The sequence below is a fragment of the Oceanobacillus oncorhynchi genome (assembly GCF_000821065.1).
Classification (GTDB): domain Bacteria; phylum Bacillota; class Bacilli; order Bacillales; family Amphibacillaceae; genus Oceanobacillus; species Oceanobacillus oncorhynchi.
Map to the genome: position 1 here is coordinate 2,851,661 of NZ_CDGG01000001.1, position 26,713 is coordinate 2,878,373.

A 26,713-nucleotide genomic window follows, 5' to 3' on the forward strand; every position below is an offset into this window, starting at 1 on the left:
AGAGACGGTTGCATCACGAACCGCTATGCCGTGATAAAAGTATAAAAGTGTGGGGTGAAAGATAACATGATAGCGATTGGGACGTATATCAAAATCCAGCGTACAAAGCAGAAAATGACTCTAGGGGAGCTATCGGAGGGAATTGTTTCTTTATCCTATTTATCGAAGATTGAGAATCAAAAAACAGAACCGAATGAGGATATTATCCGAAGGCTGTGTCACCGGCTTTGTATTACAATAGATCAGAGCCAGGAGGAGAAAATCGGCGAACTCTGTAAGAATTGGTATGAGATGCTTGATGAGAATACCAAAGAAAAAGACATGGAAGCTGCCTATCAGGAAATCCAGATGCTGATGGATAAAAATTATTCTAATCATCTCATTATGTTTGAGATTCATAAGATTAATTATTTTTTATTCATTGAAAGAATCGATTTGGCTGCCAATAAAATTACGCAGTTAAAAGAGGTTGTAAACACGTTTAGTGTAGAAGAACAGTATTACTGGTATTTATTTAATGGACGCTACAGCTTTGCGGTGAAGAATTATTATCATTCCATGTATCAATATAAACGGGCAGAAAAAATTACAGAGGATCATCGCCTGGAGGAAAAGGCAGAGGCCGACTTGAAGTATTATATTTCGATGGCACATTCTAAGCTGAGGAACTCCCTTGAAGCAATCGAATATGCAGAAGAGGCTCTGGAAATGTATATGAAGCAATATAGCTTCCTGCACTGTGCACGTGCCCATAATATTTTAGGAATTTGTTATACTCATATTAAGCTTTATGAAAAGGCAATTAAAAATTTCACACTTGGTCTGCAGCTTGCAGAAACCATTCATGATAAAAAAGTCGTTCAAAAGATTCACCAGAATCTTGGTTATCTATATGCTTCAAAGGGTGATTCGACAAAAGCGATTGAATACTATAAAGGGATTTTAAATGATTCAGACGTGTCAGCGAATACCAAAGTGGAGATCACAGCTTCACTCGTACGTGAATATTATCATTCGAATTATTATGATGAGGCAGAAGAGTATATTGATTACGGATTAAGTGTATTCTATGATTTAAAGGATAAACAGCCATACCTTGTGTATAAATACATCTTGCGCAGCTATAATTATCTGCTTGAAGAACAGTTCAATCTGTTTGAACAATTATTGGTCAAAGATTTACTTCCATTATTAAAGAAGCAAAAGGACTACGGGAATTTTATTCTTTATTCCGAGCTGCTGGCAAAACGCTATGAAGGTAATAATAATTACAAGGACGCGGCACAGTATTATAGAGAAGTAAACCAAATGTATAAGCATATTGCTCACATTTGATATAATTTTATGTCTAAAACCAAGTTATTCTATAATGTTAATTGTAAATTATAGTATAATTTGGTTTTTTTGTTATGCAGCAATATAAACTTGCCTTGTATAAGCAAGTTTTGCTATTATCATAAGTGGAATCCGTGTTAATAACGGTATTAATAAGAGTGTTATTCATAGTACTATTATTAATACCACCACGAATGTTAATAATGCTACTAATATTAATTTCAATTTATATAGCAATAATTAATATAAAACATCTTATAAAAATGATATAATGTTGTTTTAATGAGTGTATAGGCTGAATGATGTTTATTCTAAATGCACGCTCGAATATAAGTGCTATTTTTATAGCATATTATAAATAAATACGATTATTTTGGAGGTTAAGCAAATGGCAGAGATTTCAAAAGAGCAAGTAAAGCATGTAGCTAATCTCGCACGCTTGGAATTTGATGATGAAGCTGTGGAACAAATGGCGAATGAGCTGAGTGCTATCATTGAATATGCTGAGCAGCTGAATGAATTAGATACAGATAATGTGAAGCCAACCACACACGTATTAGATTTGAAAAATGTGATGCGTAAAGATGAACCTAAAAAGTGGATTACACAAGAGGATGCATTGAAGAATGCTCCTGACCAAAAGGATGGACAAATCCGTGTTCCATCGATTCTAGAATAAAAGGAGGCAAACATATTCATGTCTTTATTTGACTATACGATAAAAGAATTGGAAGCAAAATTACATAATCAAGAGATTACTGTAGAAGACTTAGTGAAAGAATCTTATCAGCAAATTAAAGAAGTGGACGGAGATGTGCATGCATTCCTGACACTTGATGAAGAAAAAGCGCTGGAGAAAGCAAGAGAACTGGACAAACGTGAGAATAAATCCGGTGTATTATTTGGTATCCCGGCTGGTATTAAAGACAATATCGTAACGAAAGGACTTCGTACTACCTGTGCAAGTCAATTTTTAGATAATTTCACGGACCCGTTATACAATGCAACCGTTGTTGACAAGCTGGATGCTGAAAATCCGGTTGCAGTTGGTAAATTAAATATGGATGAATTTGCGATGGGATCTTCCAATGAAAACTCCGGTTATGAGCCGACTCGTAACCCATGGAATACAGATCACGTTCCCGGCGGTTCCAGCGGTGGTTCTGCAGCAGCAGTCGCAGCAGGGGAAGTATTATTCTCACTTGGATCGGATACAGGCGGATCGATTCGTCAGCCGGCAGCATTCTGCGGTGTTGTAGGAATGAAGCCGACTTATGGACGTGTATCCCGTTTTGGCCTTGTGGCATTTGCATCCTCTTTGGACCAAATTGGCCCATTGACCCGTACGGTAGAAGATAATGCACGTGTACTGGAAGTCATTGCAGGACATGACAAAATGGACTCTACCAGTGCAGATGTAGAAGTTCCGGCTTATACAGAAGCATTAACTGGCGATGTAAAAGGTTTAAAAATAGCTGTTCCTAAAGAATACTTAGCAGAAGGTGTTTCCGAAGAAGTGAAAAATGCTGTTTTAGAGGCATTGAAGGTCTATGAATCCCTTGGAGCTACTTGGGAAGAAGTATCCTTGCCACATTCTAAATATGCACTTTCAACTTATTACTTATTATCATCCTCTGAGGCTTCTGCGAACTTAGCCCGTTTTGACGGCGTACGCTATGGTGTCCGTTCAGATAATGCAGAAAATATGCTGGATATGTTTGTGAAATCCCGCAGTGAAGGCTTCGGTGATGAAGTAAAACGCCGTATTATGCTTGGAACCTTTGCCCTCAGCTCTGGTTACTATGATGCCTATTATAAAAAAGCACAAAAAGTACGTACATTAATTAAAAATGACTTTGATAAAATTTTAGAAGAATATGATGTGATTGTTGGACCGACAACACCGACACCGGCATTTAAGGTCGGTGAAAAAACAAGTGATCCATTAACGATGTATGTGAATGATATCTTAACGATTCCTGTCAACTTAGCAGGCGTTCCTGGTATTTCTATTCCTTGCGGTTTCTCCGAGGATGGATTGCCAATCGGCTTGCAGGTTATCGGAAACTATTTTGATGAGAGCACTGTTTATCGTGCTGCACATGCATTTGAACAAGCAACAGAACACCATACAAAACGACCTCAACTAGGAGGTGCCAAGTAATGAATTTCGAAACAATTATTGGACTTGAGGTACACGTAGAATTAAAAACCGCATCAAAAATATTCAGCCCGAGTACAAATGAATTTGGTTCCGCGCCAAATACGAATGTCAATCCGATTGACTTAGGCTATCCGGGCACACTGCCAGTCTTAAATGAAGAAGCAGTCAACTTTGCGATGAAAGCGGCAATGGCACTCAATTGTGAAATTGCAACAGATACGAAATTTGACCGTAAAAACTATTTCTATCCAGATAACCCGAAAGCTTATCAAATCTCGCAATTTGATCAGCCAATCGGCGAGAATGGCTGGATTGAAATTGAAGTAAACGGCAAAAAGAAAAAAATTGGTATCACCCGCCTGCACCTGGAAGAGGATGCAGGAAAATTAACACATGGGGAAGACGGTTATTCCTATGTCGATTACAATCGTCAGGGAACACCATTAGTTGAAATTGTATCTGAGCCGGATATGCGTTCTCCAGAAGAAGCATATGCATACTTGGAGAAGCTGAAAAATATTATTCAGTATACAGGTGTATCGGATGTGAAGATGCAGGAAGGCTCCCTGCGCTGTGATGCCAATATTTCACTTCGTCCAATCGGACAAGAGGAATTTGGTACCAAAGCAGAACTGAAAAATTTAAATTCTTTCTCCTTTGTTCAAAAAGGATTAGAATTTGAAGAAACACGTCAGGAAAAAGTATTATTATCCGGCGGAGAAATCCTGCAGGAAACACGCCGTTACGATGAAAAAACAAAAGAAACGATTCTGATGCGTATCAAAGAAGGTTCGGATGATTATCGTTATTTCCCTGAGCCGGACCTTGTACCATTATATATTGATGAGGCTTGGAAGGAACGCATCCGCAGTGAAATTCCTGAGCTTCCAGATGCCAGAAGAGAGCGTTACGTAAGCGAATTAGGCTTATCAGAATATGATGCGAATGTGTTAACGGCATCTAAGCAGATGTCTGATTTCTTTGAGGAAGCAGCAGAGCACGGAGCAGATATCAAACAAGTATCCAACTGGTTAATGGGAGAAGTCTCTGCCTATATGAATAAGCATTATAAAGAGATTGAAGAGCTGGCAATTACACCAGATGCTCTGGCGAAAATGGTTAAATTGATTGAAGACGGCACAATCTCTTCTAAAATTGCGAAGAAGGTATTTGCAGAGCTGGTTGAAAATGGCGGCGACCCAGAAAAAATTGTCGAAGAACAAGGCCTGGTTCAAATCTCAGACCCAGAGCAATTGAAGCCAATCGTGAATGAAATTCTTGATCAAAACGAACAATCTATCATTGATTTCAAGGATGGAAAGAAAAAAGCAAAAGGATTCCTTGTCGGACAAATTATGAAAGCAACAAAAGGACAGGCGAACCCGCCGCTGGTAAATGAAATTCTTGCTGCGGAGCTGGAGAAACGATAAGCTTTCTTGGTAGAATGGTAATAAAATAAAAGAAGCAACAAGGGAAGGCTGTCGCAGAAATGAAATGTGGCAGCCTCTCCAATGTGAAAAAAGATGAAAAGAAAATGGACCATCATTGTAGAAAAACAACACATTTTATCGAGACTTGTTATTTTTTGTTCATTTTGCTTTTCAAACACATCAAAAAAGTCTATGATATGGATTAGACGAGTTTATTTAATACGATTATAATTTCAACATAAAGGAACTTCATAGGTTAGTCATGTCAGATCATGGATAAATACTGCTTTTTATTATGTATCTATTTTGAGAGAGATTTCAGTGAATATCACCGTTCTGTAATACGTATAGTAAATATTTGCTATGGAATGTTGTGAGGTTCTCTAGGTTTCCTTTCATCTAAGGAGAAGAAAAGCAAAGAATGAAGTTATACTTTATATAATACGTGTCTGTAAAGAAGCAATTGCAAGATGGACCGTATGGGGAGGAAAGAACATGGAGAAGGCCCGAATCATTTATAACCCAACTTCGGGACGTGAAGCAATCAAAAAAGCATTACCCAATATTTTAGAAAAGCTGGAAACTGCCGGCTATGAAACTTCCGCACATGCGACAACATGTGAAGGGGATGCTATCGACGCTGCAAGAACTGCTGTAGAAAGAGGCTATGACTTAATTGTTGCGGCTGGCGGCGATGGTACGATCAATGAGGTCGTACATGGCGTAGCCGAACAGGAATATCGGCCAAAGTTAGGGATATTGCCTGCTGGAACAACAAATGATTTTGCCAGAGCACTTCAAATTCCCAGAGATATTAATAAAGCTGTAGATGTTATCTTAGAAGGCAATTCGCTGAAATTAGATATCGGAAAAGTCAACGAGCATTATTTTATTAATATTGCCGGCGGAGGAAAACTGACAGAATTAACATATGATGTCCCGAGCAAATTAAAAACAATGTTAGGTCAATTAGCATATTATATGAAAGGCATTGAGATGCTTCCTTCTTTAAAGCCGGCACATGTCAGAATTGAGTACGATGAACATGTACTGGAAGAAGATATCATGCTATTTCTAATCTCTAATACGAATTCCGTCGGCGGTTTTGAAAAGCTTGCTCCCGATGCTCGTTTAAATGATGGGTACTTTGATGTTCTCATTTTAAAGAAAACAAATCTTGCAGAATTTATTCAAATTGCATCACTTGCCCTTCGCGGGGAACACTTAAAAAGTAAAAATATCATCTATACACAGGCAAAGCGTGTTAAAGTGACGAATGAGGATAAAATGCAGCTGAATATTGATGGGGAATACGGTGGCATGCTGCCGGGAGAATTCATCAATCTTCAGGAACATATCGAGTTTATGGTTCCAGCAGATTTCATCGAGCATCAAGAAGAGCTGGAATAAAAATAAAGGTCTCTAAACCACATGAAGTTGTTTTAGAGGCTTTTTTGTTTGCTCCTGTCTCCTTGAGTATATGAACAGTTGTTGTTTGTTAAAAGCCTGTGATAAAATAAGGTGAATTAAAGTGATTACGGAAATAGAGGAAGATGACAATGGCAAAATCAACAGGAAATACCCCTGTTCAAAAAAATGAACAATTAACTATTACAATTGAAGATATTACCCATGAAGGAAGCGGCGTAGGAAAAGTGGACGGCTATCCTTTGTTTATTCCGAAGACCTTACCGGGAGAAGAAGCCGTTATTAAAGTGGTCAAAGCAAATAAAAAATATGGTTTTGGGAAGCTGTTAGAGCTGAAGAAAACCAGTCCGGAACGTGTGGATCCAACCTGCCATGTATATTGTGGAGGCTGCCAGCTCCAGCATATGAGCTATGCCCTTCAATTACAAATGAAACAGAATCAGGTCCATAATGTGATGAAAAAAGTAGCGCATCTGGAGCATGTTCCCGTACATCCAATCATTGGGATGGAAGACCCTTCTCATTACCGAAATAAGATACAAATTCCTGTCGATGAAAAAAACGGTGAATTAATCACAGGCTACTATCAGAAAAGAAGCCACCGGATTCAGCAAAATCAAGATACCTGTCATGTGCACAGCCATGCAATGAATGAGGTGCTGCCATTTGTTCGGCACTTAATGAATAAATATGGTGTCCAGGCTTATAATGAAGAAACACATCGAGGCGAGCTGCGTCATATTATGATGCGGACAGGCCATTTTACAGGAGAAATGATGGTTGTTTTTGTAACGCGTACAGCCAAGCTTCCCGGCAAAGAGCGAATCATCGAAGAACTGACAAAGAAGTTTCCATTTATCCGTTCGATTGTGCAGAATATCAATGACCAGCGCACGAATGTAATTTTAGGGAAGAAGACAAACGTATTGTGGGGAGCAGCTTATATCCACGATACGATAGGCGATTTAACCTTTGCGATTTCGCCGAAGTCCTTTTATCAAGTAAACCCTGTTCAGACAAAGGTGCTATATGATAAAGCTCTGGAGTATGCAGCTATTGATGAAAATGATGTAGTAATCGATGCATACTGCGGAATAGGTACAATCTCGCTCTTCCTTGCCCAAAAAGCAAAAAAAGTATATGGAATCGAGGTTGTTCCAGAAGCCATTGAAGATGCAAAGAAAAATGCAGCGCATAGCGGAATAGATAACGCAGAGTTTACTGTTGGACAGGCTGAAAAAGTGATGCCTAAGTGGAAGAAGGAAGGCTTAGATCCAGATGTGATTGTTGTCGATCCTCCGAGAAAGGGCTGTGATCCCGAATTTTTGGATGCGATGATGGAGATGAAGCCGAAGCGGATTGTTTATGTTTCCTGTAATCCTTCGACACTGGCAAGGGATTTGCGTATTTTAGAGGACGGCGGTTATGAGACGAAGGAAGTACAGCCGGTGGATATGTTTCCGAATACGGGGCACGTGGAGGTTATAGTTGGGATACAACGGAAGAATACGTCGAAATCCTTAGTATGACGGTGTTTCACAAGCATTACCAATTTGTGCCAGATGGTCAAAATGGGCGCAAAAAAGTGCTAAAACACCATGTTGACGTTTCGGTGGGAATCAATCTGGTATATGGAGACACAACAAAATAAAAATTCCATAATAAGTAAGTTTAAAAATTTTAGGCGTTCAGAAAAATGAACGTCTATTTTTTTATGTCAAAATTGGAAATTATTTTTGAGTATTTACTGGTTTTCTTTTAAAAAATGAACCTCTAATAAATGAAATAAAGGTTGTGATTGATGTGAAACTTCTTACGTTAGGAAGTTTATTTGATGGAATCGGTGTATTTCCTTTAGCTGCTTCTTGTTATGGAGTGAAACCTGTTTGGGCAAGTGAAGTTGAGAAGGCACCAATTGCAATTACGAAACGTCATTTTCCTAATATACTTCATCTTGGAGATATTACAAAAATTGATGGAGGGGAAATACCTCCTGTTCATGTTATTACGTTTGGTTCTCCATGTCAGAACCTATCAAATATCGGAAGAAGAGAAGGGTTAGCAGGAAGTCAATCCAGTTTGTTTTATCAAGCATTACGAATTATAGAAGAAATGAGGGAGGCAACCAATGGAACATATCCAGTTATCGCTGTTTGGGAAAACGTCATGGGAGCTTTTTCATCAAATGACCGGATGGATTTTAAAGCCGTCCTGGAGGCCTTCACAAATACCGAAATTCCAATGCCTGCTTCTGGAGCATGGGCAAACGCAGGAATGGTCCGAGGGAGTAAGATTGATATGTGCTGGCGGCTCTTGGACGCCCAATATTGGGGAATCCCCACTCTCGCTCAAAGAAGAAGACGTATCTTCCTCGTGGCAGATTTTAGAGGAAAACGTGCCAAAGAAATACTATTTAAAGCCCGTGATTTGCAATCGTTTCCTGCGTCTAGCGGAAAAAACAGGCTGTCCACCGCCGGAACCAGTCGAATATCTTTTAAAGAAACAGGGGGGAGAATACCCGTCATCCGTCCCTTTCAAGAAAGACGCATGCGAAGTGCAGCGAAAGCAAAAAATCAAAATGGATTCATCGGAAGTTTTGGGCAATCAAGTGACCCTTTTCCAACTTTGCTAGCAGCAGGAGTAAATTATTTCTCTTTTTGGTATGAAGGGAAAGAAAAAGAAGGATTTATTCGGCAGCTGACACCATTGGAATGTGAGCGTTTAATGGGATTGCCAGAAGGATGGACAGCCCATGATTATGAAGGAAAAGTAATTAGTGATAATGCAAGATACAAAGCACTTGGAAATTCGATTGCTTTGCCATGTGCGCAATATATAATGGCTGGAATTGCAGAAAGTTTATAGGAAATCATTCTCTTTGTTTGTTGGATTGTTCTCATCTGACAAGCATTTTTTAATGGTGTAAAAGCAGGAAAGGAGAAAGATATATGATGTCTCTGGAGGAACAGGAAATATATGAAGAAAAGGTAATGGAGTGGATTGAGGATCATTTTGTGCTGAATGAGGTTGAGATTGAAGATTATCCGTTTTTTCTTCATGGGAAATTAGTATGGGATAAAAAAGGAGAATCCATGATTGTTTTTTGGTGTGTAATATACGGACGTGTTGATTATCGTTTTTAATTGTTTGTAACCATATATTTTTATGATGGTTTAGAAACAGATACCATGATTTTAGTTAAAGAAGGAAATAGTTTTCGGTTTGCTCCATACAAAGAACAAGGAGAATTGAAGTTACTATATGTACCATATTGTATTTCCAATTGGAAGCAACGTGAGTCAGAAATAATTGGACAGTTAAATTAAACCAAGTTAGAAAATTAATTATAAAAGGAGAATAATTATGAATGTCACAACTTTTATTTGGTTACTTGATGATAATGTAAAGGCAGAAATAGAAAAGGATTTAAGAGCAACAGGTATTTCAGAAGAAGATGTACAAAGAGGGTTAGATAGTCGTCTTTGCGATTTAGAAGACACAATAGATATTCAAAAATACGAAGAAATGCTTGAAAATAGTTAATCTAATTTTTAATTTTTTACTATAAAAAAAGTGTGAAAAATAGATTATCCGTATAAACATTGAATTTACCAATGTTTTTCAATAGTTAAGTAATTCATTTTACCACTAATTTACTACTTTTGGATGAGTTTTGATACGACGAAATATTCTAGAAAAGTAAAGAACAGTAAAAGACAATTCTATTACGGAAATTGAGTATGTAATAGATGGACACTTCAAAATTGAAGTGTCTATTTTTGTGTCCACCATTAAAACAACGGAAAGTAAATTTTTTCTTTGAATGAACAAGAAATATACGAAGAAAAGGTAATGGAGTGGATTGAGGATCATTTTATAATGAATGAGGTTGAGGTTGAGGTTGAGATTGAAGACTATCCTTTTTTTCTTCACGGAAAATTAATTCTAGATAAACAAGGAGAATCAATGGTTGTTTTTTGGTGTGTGATATATGGACGAGTTGATTATCGTTTTCAAGACGCAGAAGGAGTGAGTTACATTGTATAATTTTTGCTCTCGTGCACCTCCAGTAAATTTCTGTTTGTGAATTGTATATAAGAAAAATAAACTCAAATTAAGAAATAGGATATCTATATGTAAGGAGTTAAATATATCATTTCAAACTTGTAAATATAATATTTATTATTTCCACTAAAATTTCTAATTATAGTTCAATTAAGTGAGACCAATCAGAAGGCTCAGAAGAGAAGAAAATAAGACTATAAAACAGTAAAGAAACAATTTATGATTAAGTAAATTCTCCTGAAATCGCTTTAAAATTTCTTTGTATTAAGATAGAATGAATGTTAAGTAGATACAAAGGAGTATTTTTATGACAAATCTAAAGAAAGAAGTACCAATAAGGAAACCGGAACCTAAATATATGTTAACAAATCAGGATGTAACATTTGGATCAGCGATAAATCCTATAAAGCGTATGGATATATTTTCTCCGGATGAATTTGAGATGTTTATAGAGCTTTGGGCCACTGAAACATTGAGTCATGAATATAGAAAGATTGTTAGATGTGGTGGTGCTGGTGATATGGGGCGTGATGTTATTGCTTATATAAATACAGATGACGATGAATCAGTAGTTTGGGATAACTATCAATGTAAGCATTATAATACACCATTAACACCGGGGAATATTTGGATTGAAATCGGAAAACTTTGCTATTTTACCTATATAGGCGAGTTTACACTACCATCAAATTATTATTTTGTTTGCCAAAAAGGTGTTGGTAATTCTGTAAATAAGCTTCTTGAAAAACCTGAGGAGTTAAAAAGACAATTTATTTCTGAGTGGGATAAACACTGTAAAAATAAAATTTCTAAAAATAAATCAATAGAATTATCAGAAGAATTTTTAACCCATATTAATAATATTGATTTTAAAATATTTAACCATAAAACTCCTTTAGAGTTAATTAAATCATTTGAAGGAACATTATCATTCGCTTCTATTTTTGGCGGGGGTTTAAAGAAAAAAAGAGAAATTCCTCCCAAACCACCAGCATCTATTCAAGACAGTGAGAATGTATACATTTCAAAATTATTTACTGCATATGAAGATAGTTTTCAAAAAAGTGGCCAAGTAGAAATTGATGAGAGCGAACTCTCAAATTATCCTAAATTAAAAAATCACTTTGAAAGACAAAGAGTATATTACTTCACTGCTTCAACACTGCTTGATCTTGAACGAGATACTCGTCCCAATAATAACAATATAGTAACTTCATTAAAAGATGACGTTTATAATGATATTATAGACACATTAGAATCGGAATTTGATGATGGTTTTAAGAGGCTTCGAGCAGTGACTGATAGAGCTAGATTAATGAATCTTAGTTCTCATCCTTTATCTAGTGTAGTTAGAGCAGATGACACTCATGGAATTTGCCATCATCTTGCCAATGAGAATAGGATTGATTGGGTGGATAATGATGATAAATAAAAATGATATGTTAAATAGTACTCTAGAGACAGCCTTAAGAATTCTAATGTTGCTTAGAAATATGCCTGATAATCAATTGGATATTGATGAAATTTTACTACTTGATTATTATGTGTTGCACATAAATGATTTTAATTCGAAAATGGAAAGTCTTCATCCATCTATTCCAAATAGAGAAAATGAAATATTAGTTCGTAGAAAAATAATTCAACAATCTATCTTACTTTTAGATAGTAGGAATTTACTAACTACAAATTATACTTCTAGTGGCATTAGATACTCTTCAAATCAATTAACAATTTCTTTTGTAGATTATTTAGAAACTCCTTATGCTGAAAAAATTAAAACAAATATAAGTAAAGTAAATGAAAAAAGCAAAATAGAATTAGTAGAAGAAATCAAAAAACATATTTATAATAATCCAAAATTTTGGTTAAATGAATTTGAATACTCTAACACAAAGGAGATCTAGAATGAAAGGTTTTAAAATAAATAAATTAGTTCTAACAGGAGAATATGTTGATTCAAAATCAATTTCCTTTAAGAAAGGATTAAACTTATTAGTTGGGCCTTCTAATACTGGAAAAACTTATGTCTTTCAGTGTATTGATTTTGTTTTAGGAAAATCCAAGTTACCTAAAAAGATTACATTAAGTAAAGGTTATAAATATGCTCATTTAGAAATTGAAGAATATAGTAGTGGAGAAACATCGACTATTTCTAGGTCTTTGATAGACTCTAAGTACCAATATTATCCAAGTGCACCTTTTGAGAATATTGATGATACTGTACCTATTCCTCTAGACAGTAAATTAAGTAAGAACAAGAATATTTCTTCTTTGATTTTAAATTTATGCGGATTTAACCAACCTATAGAAATAAAAAAGAGTCAAACTAATGATAAAGTAAATTTTAGCTTTAGATATTTTGCTCCATTTATACTAATAAAAGAAGAAGTTATGATTTCGGAACGATCTCCAATTTATACAGGTTCATTTACTGAAAGAACTTTACGCTTAAATATATTTAAATTCTTATTAACTAATAAAGATGATAGTTCTCTTGTGAAAATTGAAAAAAAAGAAATTTGGTCTGCAAAGAAGAATGCTAACGTAGAATTGTTGGAAAAATTATTGATGGATGAAAATGAAAAGTTAAGTACTCTTGAACAAAACAAGGATAAATTTTCCAAAGTGTATTTTAGTAAAGAAGATGAAAACCAATTGGAAAGTATCCAAATGGAAATTTCAACCTTGAATAATGAGATATCCAAAAATGAAGTTTTAAAAAATAAGATTCAATCTGATATTAATTACAACGAAAATTTAAAGTATAAATTTGACCTTCTTAGAGAGCAATATTTATCTGACATTGAGAGACTCCAGTTTATTGATGAAGGATCTTTTCTGCTTAATCAATTAAGTGTTACAAAATGTCCTCATTGCGGAGAAGACATCAGCGAAAATAAACAACATGAACATGGAGATATTGATATGAATCATGTTAATGAAGCATGTGATTATGAAATCGAGAAAATTCGTATCAATCTTTCGGAATTAGAAAAATCAACCTTTACTGTTAATAGTATTATTGATTCTTTACAAGAAGATTTAACAAAGGCTATAAAGGCAATCGAAGAATGTAAATATCGTTTACAAGAGGTTCTAAACCCTAAATTGGCGGCATTAAATGAAACTTGGAATAATAGATTGGAATACGAAGTTATAGTTTCTGATATTGAATATGTAAACCATCAAATCGGTTATCTAAAAGAGTTAATATCAGAAACTTCTTCGAAGAAACAACAAAGTCCTAATAAAAGCTCAGATGAGGAAATCATAAATGCTTTAAATGAAGGTACATTTCCTACGTTACTTGAAACAAATCTAAAAGAATGTCTTTTTTATGAAAATGAATCTCTTCCGATAAAATTTTACAAAAACAGTGATCAGGAATTAGATTTTTTAATAAATGGTGAAGAAAGAGAAACGTTTGGAAAAGGATATCGTTCGATAATTGCAAGTATTTTTCATATAACATTATTGATGTATTGTCAAGTGAAAGGACTTCCTCATTCAAATTTGCTGATTCTTGATTCTCCAGTAAATGCATTTAGAGATCTCGAAGCTAATGAAAAACTTCCGAAGTCAGTACAGAATAAATTTTTTAAATTTATTGCAGAAAATTTTTCAAGTGAACAAATGATTGTAATAGAAAATGATTCAGTTTCAAAAGATTTGGAAAAAAATATTAATCTAATAGAATTTACTCATGATAATAATCGTGGTAGATTCGGTTTTTTCTAGATAACCCTTGGAACAAGTTCAGTGACACATAGAAAATTTAAACGATAATAAACGGAAAAATATTAATAGATAAAAATTGAGAAATTAAAATGAAGATTTATAAAATAAGCTAATTTATATTTTATACATAACTAAAAGAAAGGGGGAAAGAGTTTGAACGATTTACAACTGTTTATTGACTCTACAATGAGAGAAATAAATGAAGAGTATCAACGTATACAAAAACGTGCAGTCGAAGACCCAGGAACTGCTGGAGATCAAGGAGAAGAAAATTGGGCAACATTATTAAAAGATTGGCTCCCAGCAAATTTTCAAGTTGTTACAAAAGGAAGAATCATAACACCAGATGGAACAGCAAGCCCGCAAATCGATGTATTAGTATTGAAACCTGAATATCCGCGGAAATTACTTGACAAAAAACTTTACTTATCAAGTGGGGTACTTGCAGCTTTTGAATGTAAAATCACACTTAAAGCCGAACATATTGAAAAATCAGTAAAAACAGCAAAAATTATACGTGAATCTCTCGAATCAAGGAAAGGAACTACACCATATAAAGAGTTAAACAGCCCAATAATATATGGCGTATTGGCACATTCACATGTGTGGAAATCTGAAGGTTCTATGCCTTTAGAAAATATAGAACGTAAATTATCTGAAAGTGATTATAAATATACAACTCACCCAAGTGAAATGATAGATGTGATTTGTATTGCTGATTTAGCCTGTTGGCGCACTGCGAGTATTGTCTACATGGGTGAGAAAAAAGAAGATTGGAGTCCGACATTTGAAAAAATATATAGCTATAAGGAGACAACCATTACTTCTTACATTAAATTTTCTTCAGAAAATAACCAAGGTAAATATTTTTCTCCTATCGGAACATTAATAGCTACTTTATATTGGAAACTAGGTTGGGAAAATAAAAGTCTAAGAGAACTTTCAGGTTATTTTAATCAGGTTATAGTTGGTAATGGATCTGGTATACAGAGACATTGGGACTTTAATGAAGTTTTTTCAGATGAAATGAAAAAGCAAATATTTAAAAATGGATTAAAAAATGGAAATAAATGGGATGAGTGGGGTCTTGCTTTTTAAATACCAATTAATAAGAAGAAAATGAAATTAAAATACAACTACTTTTCTATATTTAGAGAGAAATATTTAATTAAATTATTATTTGGAATTGAATAGTATATGTAATCTATCTATAAAACACTATCTGAAATAATGGTAGTGTTTTATTTTTGTGGTCAGCTTTTCTAATTTTTAGAAACATCTTCATTATAAAAAAGTAGCAATGCTTTTTTATTGGAAGAAAATAAATGATATTTAAAATAAATCTCATTTTATAAGCAATTAAAAATTTGGAATGAAGGAAGTGATACAAAGATGGTTCTTTATTATTCTCGTGCTCCACCTAAGCAAACTGTTTTACTTTATAGATAAAAAAATGAAATCATAAAGAAAAGAGGTATATACAATGGAATTAAAATACGTCATTCCAAACATGGAAAAAACGTTTGGAAATTTAGAATATGCAGGAGAAGGTAATGTTGAACAACGTCGGATTAACGGGCGCATGACAACACTGTCCCGCAGTTATAATCTGTATTCCGACATTCAACGGGCAGATGATATTGAGGTAGTTCTTCCACAAGAAGCGGGAGAAAAATTCTTTGAACATGAAGACAAAGTTAAATTAGTCAATGCACGTATTACTGCAGAAGGCTATAAAATTGGTGATCGTGGTTTTACAAGCTATAAATTACATGCTGACGATATGATCAAAGCATAAGGAGGAGTAACACATGAGATTAGCACAAGGAATTGTAATTGATAAAGAAAAAACATTTGGTTTACTAAAGTTTTCCGCATTACGCAGGGAAGTATTTCTTCAAAATGAGGATGGTACGGTATCTACAGAGGTTAAGGAACGCACGTATGATTTGAAATCGAGAGAACAAGGCCGGATGATTCAAGTGAGTCTTCCTGCTTCTGTTCCACTAAAAGAATTTGATTATAATGCAGAAGTAGATATCATTAACCCGGTCGCAGATACAGTTGCTAACGCGACGTTTCGTGGTGCGGATGTTGATTGGTATATTAAGGCAGATGATTTAGTGCTAAGAGGAAAAGGAGCTTCAGGAATTGCAGAAAAAGCCTCTAAAACACCATCCGATAAGGATAAATAAGGATGAAAATTTTTAAAAGTCGAGGGAAACGTATTCGAGAAAAAGACGCTACCCTTGTATTTCAATTTGTATTTCTTCGGTTATTTGGCACATGGCTTCTCTTCTTTACACCTTTCCACTTATCATTTCTACTATCTGCGGAGTGGCAGCTCAAAGAATTTCAATATCATTTTATCAGCCTCTATGGATTGGTAACATTGCTTATCAGTGTTGTTATCACAATGATTTGTGTCTTTGTTTATTATCGCTACCGTTACCATCAAATCAAACAGGTTTTTCACCGTCAAAAACTCGCCAAGATGATTTTAGAAAACGGCTGGTATGAGTCAAAACAAGTTACACAAGAAAGCTTTTTTAAGGATATTCCATCTGGAAAAGCCAAGGAGAAAATCAGTCACTTTCCGAAAATGTTTTATCGTTTTGATAAAGGATTATTGTATATTCAAGTTGAAATCACGCTTGGAAAATTTCAAGAACCGTTATTAAATTTGGAGAAGAAATTAGAAAGCGGTTTGTACTGTGAATTGGTATCTAAAGAATTGCACGATTCTTTTGTGGAATATACTTTATTCTACGATATGATAGCGAACCGTATTTCCATTGATGAGGTCATTGCGCAAAATGGCAGCTTAAAATTGATGGAATCATTTTATTGGGAATATGATAAGCTCCCTCATATGCTTATAGCTGGTGGAACAGGCGGAGGGAAAAGTTATTTTATTCTCACTCTGATTGAAGCCTTACTCAAAACAGAAGCTAAACTTTATGTCTTAGATCCAAAAAATGCTGATTTGGCCGATTTAGCTACTGTTATGCCTGATGTGTACTATAAAAAAGAGGATATGACAGCTTGTATCGATCAATTCTATGAAAACATGATGAAGCGGAATGAAGAAATGAAGCAAATGTCAAATTATAAAACAGGGGAAAACTATGCCTATTTAGGTTTACCTGCCCGCTTTTTAATCTTTGATGAGTACACTTCATTTATGGAAATGATCGGAAAAGAAAGTACAAAAGTGATGAGTAAATTGAAACAAATTGTGATGTTAGGCAGGCAAGCTGGCTTTTTCCTTATCCTCGCCTGTCAACGTCCAGACGCAAAATATCTCGGAGACGGTATTAGAGATCAATTTAGCTTTCGGGTTGCTTTAGGGCGGATGTCAGAGCTGGGCTACGGTATGATGTTTGGCTCGGATGTTCAAAAACAATTCTTTCTTAAACAAATTAAAGGAAGAGGCTATGTCGATAAAGGGGATAGTGTGATTTCTGAATTTTACACGCCGCTTGTCCCTAAAGAACATGACTTTTTAGTAGAGATAGGAAAACTTGCAAATGAAGGCTGACCAGTGCGGCGGCGTGCGAAGCGAAAGCCGCTGTGCTGGGCTAAGCCGGCGTGGCGATAGCCACGCTTAACCCCCCATTTCTAACAGGGGGGTAGAAAAACAATTGAAAACTGTTCCAAAAGCCAATAAAGCCTGATGGCACAACGGTTAGGGATATATCACAAAGATGTCAGCTTTTAAGTCAAAGTTGACATCTTTTTTTTAGTTAGGAGGAATGCAAGTGTATCAAATGCCTTGGTATCACGTATTAAGAGAAAAGAGATTGGAATATGGCGTATCCCAAAATAAATTGGCGATACACGTTGGGATTTCAAGACAATATCTAAGTGAAATTGAGACAGGAAAAGTGACACCTTCAGAAGCTATTCAAACTACTTTGTTTGATATTTTAGAACAGTTTAACCCAGAAGCACCTTTGGAGATATTATTTGACTATGTGCGAATTCGATTTTTAACAACGAATCCTACACCAGTGATTGAAGATATTTTGCAGTTAAAAAAGAGTTATATGCTTCATGAAGATTTTGCTTTTTACTCGTACTTTGAGCAATATGTCTATGGAGATATTGTGGTAATGGTATCTCCTGACGAGGACAAAGGATGTCTGCTTGAACTAAAAGGGAAAGGTTGTCGTCAATTTGAAAATTTCCTTTTAGCCCAACAACGCACATGGTTTGATTTTTTTATGGAAGTGTTTCGTGTGGGTGGTGTCTTTAAGCGAATTGACCTTGCCATTAATGATAAGACAGGAATTTTGGATATCCCCTTTCTCACTCAAAAATGCAGAAATGAAGAATGTGTCACGGTATTTCGCAATTTTAAAAGCTATCGTTCGGGTGAACTAGTTCATGCAGAAGATAAACCTGACATGGGTCATACCTTATATATCGGTTCGTTAAAAAGCGACGTATATTTTAGTATCTATGAAAAAGATTATGAGCAGTATGTGAAATTTGGTACGTCTATCGAGGACACCGAGGTGAAAAATCGTTTTGAAATTCGACTTAAAAATGATCGAGCCTACCATGCGATTGTTGACTTAATGACTTATGAGGACGCAGGAAAAACCGCCTTCTCCATCATTAACCGTTACATTCGTTTTGTAGATAAGGATGAGAAAAAACGGCGGAGCAGTTGGAAAATGAATGCAGATTGGCAACGCTTTTTGGATTTAGGTGTGAATCGAAAAATTTCTTTAACGACAAAACCAGAACCGTACACATTTGATAAAACGTTGAGATGGTTAGCTCATCAGGTTGCTCCTACTTGGAAGTTAGCAACAGAAGTGGATGAAATCAATCAAACCACTGTCATCAAAGATATGTTAGCACAAGCAGAGTTATCGGACCGTCATCAAAAGATACTTTTGCAACAAACTGTTCCTGTAGAGAAAGCGATTCGCCTTCCGTCCACTAAAAATGATGAAAAATAGAAAGGAGACAGTCAAATGAATTTCGGGCAGAATATTTATAACTGGTTTTTGGACAACGCACAATCCTTAGTGTTAATGGCTATTGTTGTGATTGGCATTTATTTAGGATTTAAGCGTGAGTTTTCCAAATTGATAGGTTTTCTGATTATTGCTCTCGTTGCTGTTGGACTAGTCTTTAACGCTTCAGGTGTAAAAGATGTGTTATTAAACCTATTTAACAGGATAATAGGGGCTTAAATTGTACCGTTTGTCTGTGGAAGATAAGTGCTTTCCTTATGTTCTGCAGACAAATGGTGATCCAAGCGGTAGCGCGGAAGGGATAAATAAGTTTATGTGATGTACCAGTAAACACCTTGCTGGTGCTTTTTTTATGATTCTTTTTTAGAAAAGAGGTGAATTTCCATGAGAATGCAAGTTTTTATTGTGAATCTTGATAGATATAAGGAGGATCAAATCAGAGGATCTTGGTTTGAACCACCTATTGATTTGGAGGAAATGAAAGAACGTATAGGTTTGGACGGGGAATACAAAGAATATGCCATTTTTGATTATGATTTACCCTTTGAAATAGACGAATCCACACCTGTTTCTGAAATCAATCGTTTATGCGGAATGGTGCAAGAAATGGAAGGTTCCCCCTTATACGACGCTCTTCCCGAAGTACAAAAACATTGGTTTAATAGCTTAGAAGAATTACTTGAAAATCAGTATAAAATCCTTTATTACCCTGATTGTACCGATTTAATAGATATAGCGAAATTTTGGATGGAAGAATCAGGTATAACCCGTCTATTTGCAGAAGTCCCTTTTAATCTTGAAGACTATATTGATTATCAAGCTATTGGGCGAGATTTTGAGATTCATGGCAATTTTCTTGTGACTGCCAATGGTATATTTGAATATCTAAAATAAATGGAAAAGCAGCTTGTACTAACAGGCTGTTTTTCTTTTGTTAGGAGGCTTTAAAACATGGAAATGCAAGTGTATATAGCAAACCTCGGAAAATATAATGAAGGAGAAACGGTTGGTGCTTGGTTTACGCCACCTATTGATGTAGAGGAAGTAAAAGAACGAATTGGGTTAAACGGTGAATATGAAGAATACGCCATACACGACTTTGAATTGCCGTTTGAAATCCATGAGTACACGCCGATTTCCGAAATCAATCGTTTATGTGAAATGGTACAGGAAATTGAAGGCACTCCCTTGTATGACGCTCTCTCCGAAATACAGAGTTATTGGTTTAATAGCGTCGAAGAATTATTGGAACATCAAGATGCTATTGAATGTTACTCTGATTGTGAAAGTATGGAAGATGTAGCTCGGTATTATATAGAGGAAACTGGAATGCTTAGTGGTGTAGATCCCAGTTTACAATACTATTTTGATTACAGTTCATACGGACGTGATCTTGAAATCAATGGTGATTTTCTTGTTACCTCCCATGGAATCTTTGAATATAAGCAATAAATAGAAAGGCAGCTTGTTTAGACACAGGCTGCTTTTTTCTTTGGAAAGGATGTTAAGACGTGAAAAAATTAAAGAGCTACACACGAATTTGGTCGGTGGAAAAAGTCATTTATGCGATCAACGATTTTCGTTTGCCCTTTCCTGTCACTTTTTCGCAGATGACTTGGTTTGTGCTTTCTCTTTTGGCCGTTATGTTACTTGGAAACCTTCCTCCCCTCTCTTTGATTGATGGAGTACTATTAAAATATGTTGGTGTTCCAGTAGCGTTGACATGGTTTATGAGTAAAAAGAGCTTTGACGGCAAAAAACCTTATGGTTTCCTAAAGTCTGTTATCACGTATTGGTTTCGCCCTAAAGTGACCTATGCAAACAAGCCAGTCAAATTTAAAAAACAATCGGTCAATGAAACCATTACAGCGGTAAGGGGGAAAATCGTATGAGTTATCCAATTAAATATATCGAAAATAACCTTGTTTTTAATCATGATGGAGAAGCATTTGCTTATTACGAATTATTGCCATACAACTATTCCTTCTTATCTGAAGATGAAAAAATGCAAGTACACGAACACTTTCGTCAACTCATTGCCCAAAATCAAGATGGAAAAATCCATGCCTTACAGATAAGCACCGAGAGCAGTATTCGTTCGGTACAAGAACGAAGTAAAGAACTTGTAACAGGAAGGCTGCAAGAAGCAGCTTACAATCGAATTGACGATCAAACAGAAGCCCTTGTTTCCATGATTGGAGAACATCAAGTCGATTATCGTTTCTTTATTGGATTTAAGCTTTTGTTGAATGAAGAAGAAGTCAGTATGAAATCGATGGGAGAATCAGTAACGGCGTCTCTCTCAACCTTTGTTCGAGACGTGAATCATCATTTAATGGGTGATTTTGTTTCTATGCCACATAGTGAAGTTGCTCGTTTTCTAAAAATGGAACAATTATTACAAAATAAAATCACTAAGCGTTTTAAGGTTCGGCCTTTAACGAAAAATGACATGGGGTATTTAATCGAACACTTACACGGACAAACGGGTATTGCCTTTGAAGATTACAGTTATAACCTCTCTTATGAGAAAGGTGAAAAAGAAACTTACGTCAAACGTTATGACCTCATTAAACCCACACGCTGTCTGATTACAGAAAAACAGCGTTACATCAAGTTGGAACAGGAAGATACAACAACTTATGTTGCTTACTTTACCATTAATTCCATTGTTGGTGATTTGGAATTTCCCAGTGATGAAATCTTTTACTATCAGCAACAACAATTCACGTTTCCAATCGACACCTCTATGCATGTCGAGATAGTCACCAATAAAAAAGCATTATCAACCGTACGCAATAAGAAAAAGGAATTAAAGGATTTAGATAACCATGCGATGGATTCAGATAATGAAACGGGAAATAACGTGTTGGAAGCTTTGGAACAAGTCAATGAATTAGAGGATGTCCTCGATCAGACGAAAGAATCCATGTATAAGTTAAGCTATGTCATTCGGGTATCTGCTTCTAGTTTGGATGAACTCAAACAACGCTGTAATGAAGTCAAAGATTTTTATGATGACTTAAATGTAAAACTTGTTCGCCCATTTGGCGATATGTTGGGTTTACATGGTGAATTTATTCCTGCCAGTAAACGCTATATCTCCGACTATGTACAGTATGTCACTTCGGATTTTTTAGCTGGCCTTGGATTTGGTGCAACGCAAATGTTAGGAGAAAATGAAGGCATTTATTTTGGGTACAACTTAGATACGGGAAGAAATGTCTATCTCAATCCTAGTCTCGCTAGTCAAGGTGTAAAAGGCTCTGTCACGAACGCTTTGGCCTCTGCTTTTTTAGGTTCACTTGGTGGTGGAAAATCGTTCTCCAATAACTTACTGGTATACTATGCCGTTCTTTTTGGTGGTCAAGCATTGGTTGTCGACCCTAAGGGCGAACGTGGCGGCTGGAAAGAAGCTTTACCTGATATTGCTGATGAAATTAATATCGTTAATTTAACCAGTGAAGAAAGCAATCAAGGGCTGCTTGACCCGTTTGTCATTATGAAAAATAAGAAGGATTCGGAAAGTTTAGCGATTGATATTCTTACCTTCTTAACGGGTATTTCCAGTCGGGATGGTGATAAGTTTCCTGTCTTACGACGAGCTATTCGAGCAATCGGTCAACAAGAGGAACGCGGCTTAATGCTGGTGATTCATGAACTAAGGAGTGATCCAAATCCGCTTGCTTCCACTATTGCAGATCATATCGAAAGTTTTACCGATTATGACTTTGCCCACCTTCTCTTTTCAGACGGAACGGTTCAAAATTCTATCAGCTTAGAAAAACAGCTCAATATTATACAGGTGGCAGATTTAGTATTGCCTGACGCGGAAACCAACTTTGAAGAATACACGACAATGGAATTGTTGAGTGTCGCCATGTTAATTATTATTTCTACATTTGCCTTAGACTTCATTCACTCTGATCGCAGTATTTTTAAAATTGTAGATGTTGATGAGGCCTGGAGCTTTTTACAAGTGGCACAAGGGAAAACACTTTCTAATAAACTGGTACGTGCTGGCCGCTCCATGAATGCAGGTGTGTACTTTGTTACCCAGAACGCTGACGATCTAACAGACGAAAAATTGAAGAATAATATTGGTGTGAAATTTGCGTTTCGTTCCAGGGATAGTACAGAAATTAAAAAAACGCTGCAATTTTTTGGCGTGGACGCGGAAGATGAAGCCAATCAACGTCGATTAAGAGAATTGGAAAATGGACAATGCCTTATGCAAGATTTATATGGACGAGTTGGGATTATTCAGGTTCATCCTGTGTTTGAAGATTTATTTGACGCTTTCGACACTCGACCACCTGTCCTAGAAAGGCAGTGATAAGATGAACAAACCAAAACTGAAAAAGATTGTATGGATGACGGTACTCATTGGTGCGGTCATTTTTTTATTGTTTCTTTCCCTGTTTACTGTAACACAGGCTGCTGGATTAGTTGATGATACGGTATCAGAGGACAATCTTTATTCCTTGTATCCACTCGACCATTATCAGTTAGATTTTTTTGTGGATTCGGGGTGGGATTGGCTGCCGTGGAATTGGGATGATGGAATCGGAAAACAAGTCATGTACGGACTGTACACGATCACCAATTTTATTTGGATTATCAATTTATATCTTTCCAATGCCACTGGTTATTTAGTACAACAAGCGTATTCTCTTGATTTTATTTCTGAAACAGCAACCGCCATCGGACAGAATATGCAAACATTGGCTGGAGTTACTGCACAAGGTTTTGGAACAGAAGGTTTTTATGTTGGTTTCCTTCTTCTCTTTGTATTGATTGTTGGAATTTATGTTACCTATACAGGTCTCATGAAACGAGAAACAACAAAGGCTTTTCGTGCTATTTTGAATTTCCTAGTGGTGTTTATCGTATCAGCGGCTTTTATTGCGTTTGCCCCAACCTATATTACAAAAATTAATGATTTTTCCGCAGATGTAAGTGAAGCAGCACTTGACTTAGGTACAAACATTCTTATGCCTAACTCCAACAGTCAAGGAAGTGATAGTGTCGATATGATTCGAAATAACCTTTTTTCCATTCAAGTGGAGCAACCATGGTTATTATTGCAGTTTGATAACTCGGACAAAGAAGCGATTGGAGAAGAACGAGTGGACGCTTTAGTTTCCATCAGTCCTGATACAAACAATGGAGAAGATCGAGAAGCAGCCGTGCAAGCAGAAATTGAGGATCACGATAATAAAAATTTGACCATTACCAAAACGACTACTCGCTTAGGGATGGTTTTTTTCTTGTTTATATTTAATATCGGGATTTCCATATTTGTATTTCTTTTATCGGGGATGATGATTTTCTCCCAACTTCTATTTATTGTGTTTGCGACATTTCTACCTATTAGTTTTCTGCTTTCCATGATACCGACTTTTGAAAACATGGGTAAACAGGCCATTTTAAAACTGTTTAACGTGATTATGCTGCGTGCTGGAATCACACTCGTGATAACGATAGCTTTTAGTATTTCGTCCATGCTGTATAGCTTAACCAGCTCCTATCCGTTTTTCTTAATTGCTTTTCTGCAAATTGTGACTTTTGCAGGGATTTATATGAAGCTTGGCGACATCATGAGTATGTTTCGTTTACAAAGCAGCGACACCCAACAAGTTGGACGGAGCGTTATGCGTCGCCCGAAACAGATGGCCTATCGCAGTGGTCGAAGGTTACAACGTTCCATTAGTCGTACGTTAACAGGTGTAACGGCTGGAGCAACCGTTGGCAAAATGATGAGTAAATCAGGAAAAACACAACATTCTTTCTCTCTCCGTCGACCTATACAAAGTCTGCACTCTATGCGGTCAAACAAAACAGAGAAACCTAATCAGGAGCGAAAATCATTTAGTCAAAAGATCGGACAAACCACTGGAAAAGTGTTAGACACGAAAAATCGTGTACGAGCGAATATCAACCACAGAAAACAGCAAGTCAAAGATTTACCAACCACAACGAAATACGCTTTGGCTCAAGGAAAAGAAAAAATTCAACGGCCAGGCAAGGATTTTAAACAAGGAGTGTCACAAGCCAAAGAGCAGCGACAACGTGAAAACACCGAACGCACAAGTAAACATCGAAAGACGATTGCGGAAAGACGACAAGCTTTGGATAAAAAGAAGAAAAATATCACTGCTTACTCCAATAAGCCTACGGTACAAAAGAATTCTCCTTCCTCATTCACAAAAGAGAAACAGAAAATGAAGCCGAAAGAAAGTCTGAATCCTGAAAGTCATAAAAGAAAACAAGTGCCTGTGCAAAAAGAAAAAATTCAAAGATTACAGAATCAAAATAGAAAAGTGAATCAGCCTTATCAAGTATCCACAAAAAGAAAGAAGCAAAGTCAAAGAACACACCCTACCCGACTGCCGAAACAAACATCGAAAGGAAAAGAACAACAGGTGATTAAGCGACCTGTCCTTCCTAGAAAACGAACACGTCAAAAAGTGAAACCTCCACGCCAGAGACAAACCGTTAGGAGGAAAAAATCATGACATTCTTAAAGCTTAAAATCATGCTGATTATCGGTGGGATAGGTTTCTTGGCATTCTTAGGATTACTTGCCTTTGTTGCTATCTTTATTTCCGATGAAGCAGGAGATTTTGATTCTTCCATGGATTTAGGTTCACCAAATGATTGGCAAAATGTATCTCTATCCAAAGATGTGCTGGCTCATCAACCAATGGTGGAAAAATACGCAAATGAATATGGAATCAGCGACTATGTGCCGATTTTACTTGCGATTATTGCTGTTGAAAGTGGTGGTAATGCCGAGGATGTTATGCAATCAAGTGAATCATTAGGATTACCACCGAACACGTTAGATACGGAAGCTTCTATTAAACAGGGAACGAAATACCTTGCGAACTTATTGCAGTCAGCAGATACAAAAGGTGTCGATGATTCGACCGTACTTCAAGCTTATAACTATGGCGGGGCTTTTATTGATTATGTGGCAGGACGAGGAAACTCTTACACTTTTGATCTAGCTGAAAGCTTTGCGAAAGAGCGATCAGGAGGAAAGAAAGTCAGCTACTCTAACCCCATTGCGATAGAGAAAAACGGTGGTTGGAGGTACGGCTATGGCAATATGTTTTATTTAGATTTACTTCAACCTTATCTTCGTGAAACGCCGTCCTTTGATGATGATACCTTTCGACTGGTGATGGAAGAAGCCTTAAAATATGAGGGTTTCCCATATGTTTTTGGTGGGGCTCATCCTGATACTTCATTTGATTGTAGTGGACTTATACAATGGATTTTCCGTGAAGCAGGAATTAATTTACCTCGTACCGCTCAAGAACAGTATGAAGCTACAGAACACATCCCTCTATCAGAAGCAAAGCCAGGAGATTTAGTATTTTTCCATTCGACTTACAACACCGCCAACTACATTACGCATAATGGAATTTATGTTGGAAACAATCAAATGTTCCATGCGGGGAATCCGATCGGTTATGCGGATTTAACATCTTCTTACTGGCAAGAACATCTAGTAGGTGCTGGACGTATCAAAAACTAAGGAAAGGTTGGGATAA

At 36.3% G+C, this 26,713-nt stretch carries 24 protein-coding genes and 1 pseudogene; all 25 read left to right on the top strand.

Going from position 1 to position 26,713, the window contains the following annotated elements:
- Positions 1-66: 66 nt before the first annotated feature.
- The 25 genes and pseudogenes from BN997_RS13645 (at position 67) to BN997_RS13765 (ending at position 26,697) form a co-directional block, all read left to right on the top strand.
- Positions 67-1,335, top strand: a complete 1,269-nt coding sequence (locus BN997_RS13645; RefSeq protein WP_042533064.1) for a helix-turn-helix domain-containing protein — start codon at positions 67-69, stop codon at positions 1,333-1,335.
- Between the two features lie 388 nt (positions 1,336-1,723).
- A complete protein-coding gene (gatC, locus tag BN997_RS13650) occupies positions 1,724-2,014 on the top strand; it encodes an Asp-tRNA(Asn)/Glu-tRNA(Gln) amidotransferase subunit GatC (RefSeq protein ID WP_042533066.1) in 291 nt (96 codons plus the stop codon).
- Positions 2,015-2,032: 18 nt separating this feature from the next.
- The gene (gene gatA, locus BN997_RS13655) at positions 2,033-3,499 is read left to right on the top strand and encodes an Asp-tRNA(Asn)/Glu-tRNA(Gln) amidotransferase subunit GatA (protein ID WP_042533068.1); all 1,467 of its coding nucleotides are present in this window, start codon (positions 2,033-2,035) and stop codon (positions 3,497-3,499) included.
- A complete protein-coding gene (gatB, locus tag BN997_RS13660; protein WP_042533070.1) occupies positions 3,499-4,929 on the top strand; it encodes an Asp-tRNA(Asn)/Glu-tRNA(Gln) amidotransferase subunit GatB in 1,431 nt (476 codons plus the stop codon). Before gatA ends, gatB begins: the two co-directional genes overlap by 1 nt.
- A 495-nt stretch (positions 4,930-5,424) precedes the next feature.
- The gene (locus BN997_RS13665; RefSeq protein ID WP_042533072.1) at positions 5,425-6,339 is read left to right on the top strand and encodes a diacylglycerol kinase; all 915 of its coding nucleotides are present in this window, start codon (positions 5,425-5,427) and stop codon (positions 6,337-6,339) included.
- 149 nt (positions 6,340-6,488) lie between these two features.
- Positions 6,489-7,886: a 23S rRNA (uracil(1939)-C(5))-methyltransferase RlmD gene (rlmD, locus tag BN997_RS13670; protein WP_042533074.1), complete on the top strand. Its 1,398-nt coding sequence runs from the start codon at positions 6,489-6,491 to the stop codon at positions 7,884-7,886.
- A gap of 274 nt (positions 7,887-8,160) precedes the next feature.
- Positions 8,161-9,222, top strand: coding sequence for a DNA cytosine methyltransferase (locus BN997_RS13675; protein WP_217492000.1), 1,062 nt, complete (start codon positions 8,161-8,163; stop codon positions 9,220-9,222).
- A gap of 83 nt (positions 9,223-9,305) precedes the next feature.
- Positions 9,306-9,500 carry a hypothetical protein gene (locus BN997_RS13680; RefSeq protein WP_042533078.1) on the top strand — a complete coding sequence of 65 codons (195 nt, stop codon included), beginning with the start codon at positions 9,306-9,308 and terminating at the stop codon, positions 9,498-9,500.
- A 220-nt stretch (positions 9,501-9,720) separates the two neighbouring features.
- A complete protein-coding gene (locus BN997_RS13685; RefSeq protein ID WP_042533080.1) occupies positions 9,721-9,900 on the top strand; it encodes a hypothetical protein in 180 nt (59 codons plus the stop codon).
- A 276-nt stretch (positions 9,901-10,176) separates the two neighbouring features.
- A complete protein-coding gene (locus tag BN997_RS13690; protein WP_244882381.1) occupies positions 10,177-10,404 on the top strand; it encodes a hypothetical protein in 228 nt (75 codons plus the stop codon).
- 325 nt (positions 10,405-10,729) lie between these two features.
- Positions 10,730-11,854 carry an ABC-three component system protein gene (locus BN997_RS13695; protein WP_052485016.1) on the top strand — a complete coding sequence of 375 codons (1,125 nt, stop codon included), beginning with the start codon at positions 10,730-10,732 and terminating at the stop codon, positions 11,852-11,854.
- Entirely contained in the window at positions 11,790-12,326 is a 537-nt protein-coding gene (locus BN997_RS13700; RefSeq protein ID WP_139089095.1) for an ABC-three component system middle component 2, read from the top strand. The genes BN997_RS13695 and BN997_RS13700 overlap by 65 nt, the downstream gene beginning before the upstream one ends.
- A gap of 1 nt (position 12,327) precedes the next feature.
- Positions 12,328-14,160: an AAA family ATPase gene (locus tag BN997_RS13705; protein WP_042533083.1), complete on the top strand. Its 1,833-nt coding sequence runs from the start codon at positions 12,328-12,330 to the stop codon at positions 14,158-14,160.
- A gap of 153 nt (positions 14,161-14,313) precedes the next feature.
- A complete protein-coding gene (locus tag BN997_RS13710) occupies positions 14,314-15,258 on the top strand; it encodes a DUF6602 domain-containing protein (protein WP_052485018.1) in 945 nt (314 codons plus the stop codon).
- Between the two features lie 385 nt (positions 15,259-15,643).
- On the top strand, positions 15,644-15,958 hold the full coding sequence (locus BN997_RS13715) for a YdcP family protein (protein ID WP_042533085.1): 315 nt from the start codon (positions 15,644-15,646) through the stop codon (positions 15,956-15,958).
- Positions 15,959-15,971: 13 nt separating this feature from the next.
- Complete coding sequence (locus tag BN997_RS13720; RefSeq protein WP_042533087.1) at positions 15,972-16,355, top strand: YdcP family protein; 384 nt, start codon at positions 15,972-15,974, stop codon at positions 16,353-16,355.
- Positions 16,356-16,357: 2 nt separating this feature from the next.
- Positions 16,358-17,745: pseudogene (locus BN997_RS13725) on the top strand (FtsK/SpoIIIE domain-containing protein).
- Between the two features lie 170 nt (positions 17,746-17,915).
- Positions 17,916-19,133 (top strand): MobT family relaxase, encoded by a 1,218-nt coding sequence (gene mobT, locus BN997_RS13730; RefSeq protein ID WP_042533091.1) that lies wholly within the window; start codon positions 17,916-17,918, stop codon positions 19,131-19,133.
- Between the two features lie 15 nt (positions 19,134-19,148).
- A complete protein-coding gene (locus tag BN997_RS13735) occupies positions 19,149-19,370 on the top strand; it encodes a hypothetical protein (protein WP_042533092.1) in 222 nt (73 codons plus the stop codon).
- 165 nt (positions 19,371-19,535) lie between these two features.
- Positions 19,536-20,045 carry an antirestriction protein ArdA gene (locus BN997_RS13740; protein ID WP_042533093.1) on the top strand — a complete coding sequence of 170 codons (510 nt, stop codon included), beginning with the start codon at positions 19,536-19,538 and terminating at the stop codon, positions 20,043-20,045.
- Between the two features lie 57 nt (positions 20,046-20,102).
- Entirely contained in the window at positions 20,103-20,603 is a 501-nt protein-coding gene (locus BN997_RS13745) for an antirestriction protein ArdA (RefSeq protein WP_042533094.1), read from the top strand.
- A 59-nt stretch (positions 20,604-20,662) separates the two neighbouring features.
- Entirely contained in the window at positions 20,663-21,043 is a 381-nt protein-coding gene (locus BN997_RS13750; protein ID WP_042533096.1) for a conjugal transfer protein, read from the top strand.
- Positions 21,040-23,487 carry a conjugal transfer ATPase TcpF gene (locus tag BN997_RS13755; protein ID WP_042533098.1) on the top strand — a complete coding sequence of 816 codons (2,448 nt, stop codon included), beginning with the start codon at positions 21,040-21,042 and terminating at the stop codon, positions 23,485-23,487. Before BN997_RS13750 ends, BN997_RS13755 begins: the two co-directional genes overlap by 4 nt.
- 4 nt (positions 23,488-23,491) lie before the next feature.
- Complete coding sequence (locus BN997_RS13760) at positions 23,492-25,669, top strand: CD3337/EF1877 family mobilome membrane protein (RefSeq protein ID WP_042533101.1); 2,178 nt, start codon at positions 23,492-23,494, stop codon at positions 25,667-25,669.
- Positions 25,666-26,697: a bifunctional lytic transglycosylase/C40 family peptidase gene (locus BN997_RS13765; protein WP_042533103.1), complete on the top strand. Its 1,032-nt coding sequence runs from the start codon at positions 25,666-25,668 to the stop codon at positions 26,695-26,697. The genes BN997_RS13760 and BN997_RS13765 overlap by 4 nt, the downstream gene beginning before the upstream one ends.
- Positions 26,698-26,713 lie beyond the last annotated feature (16 nt).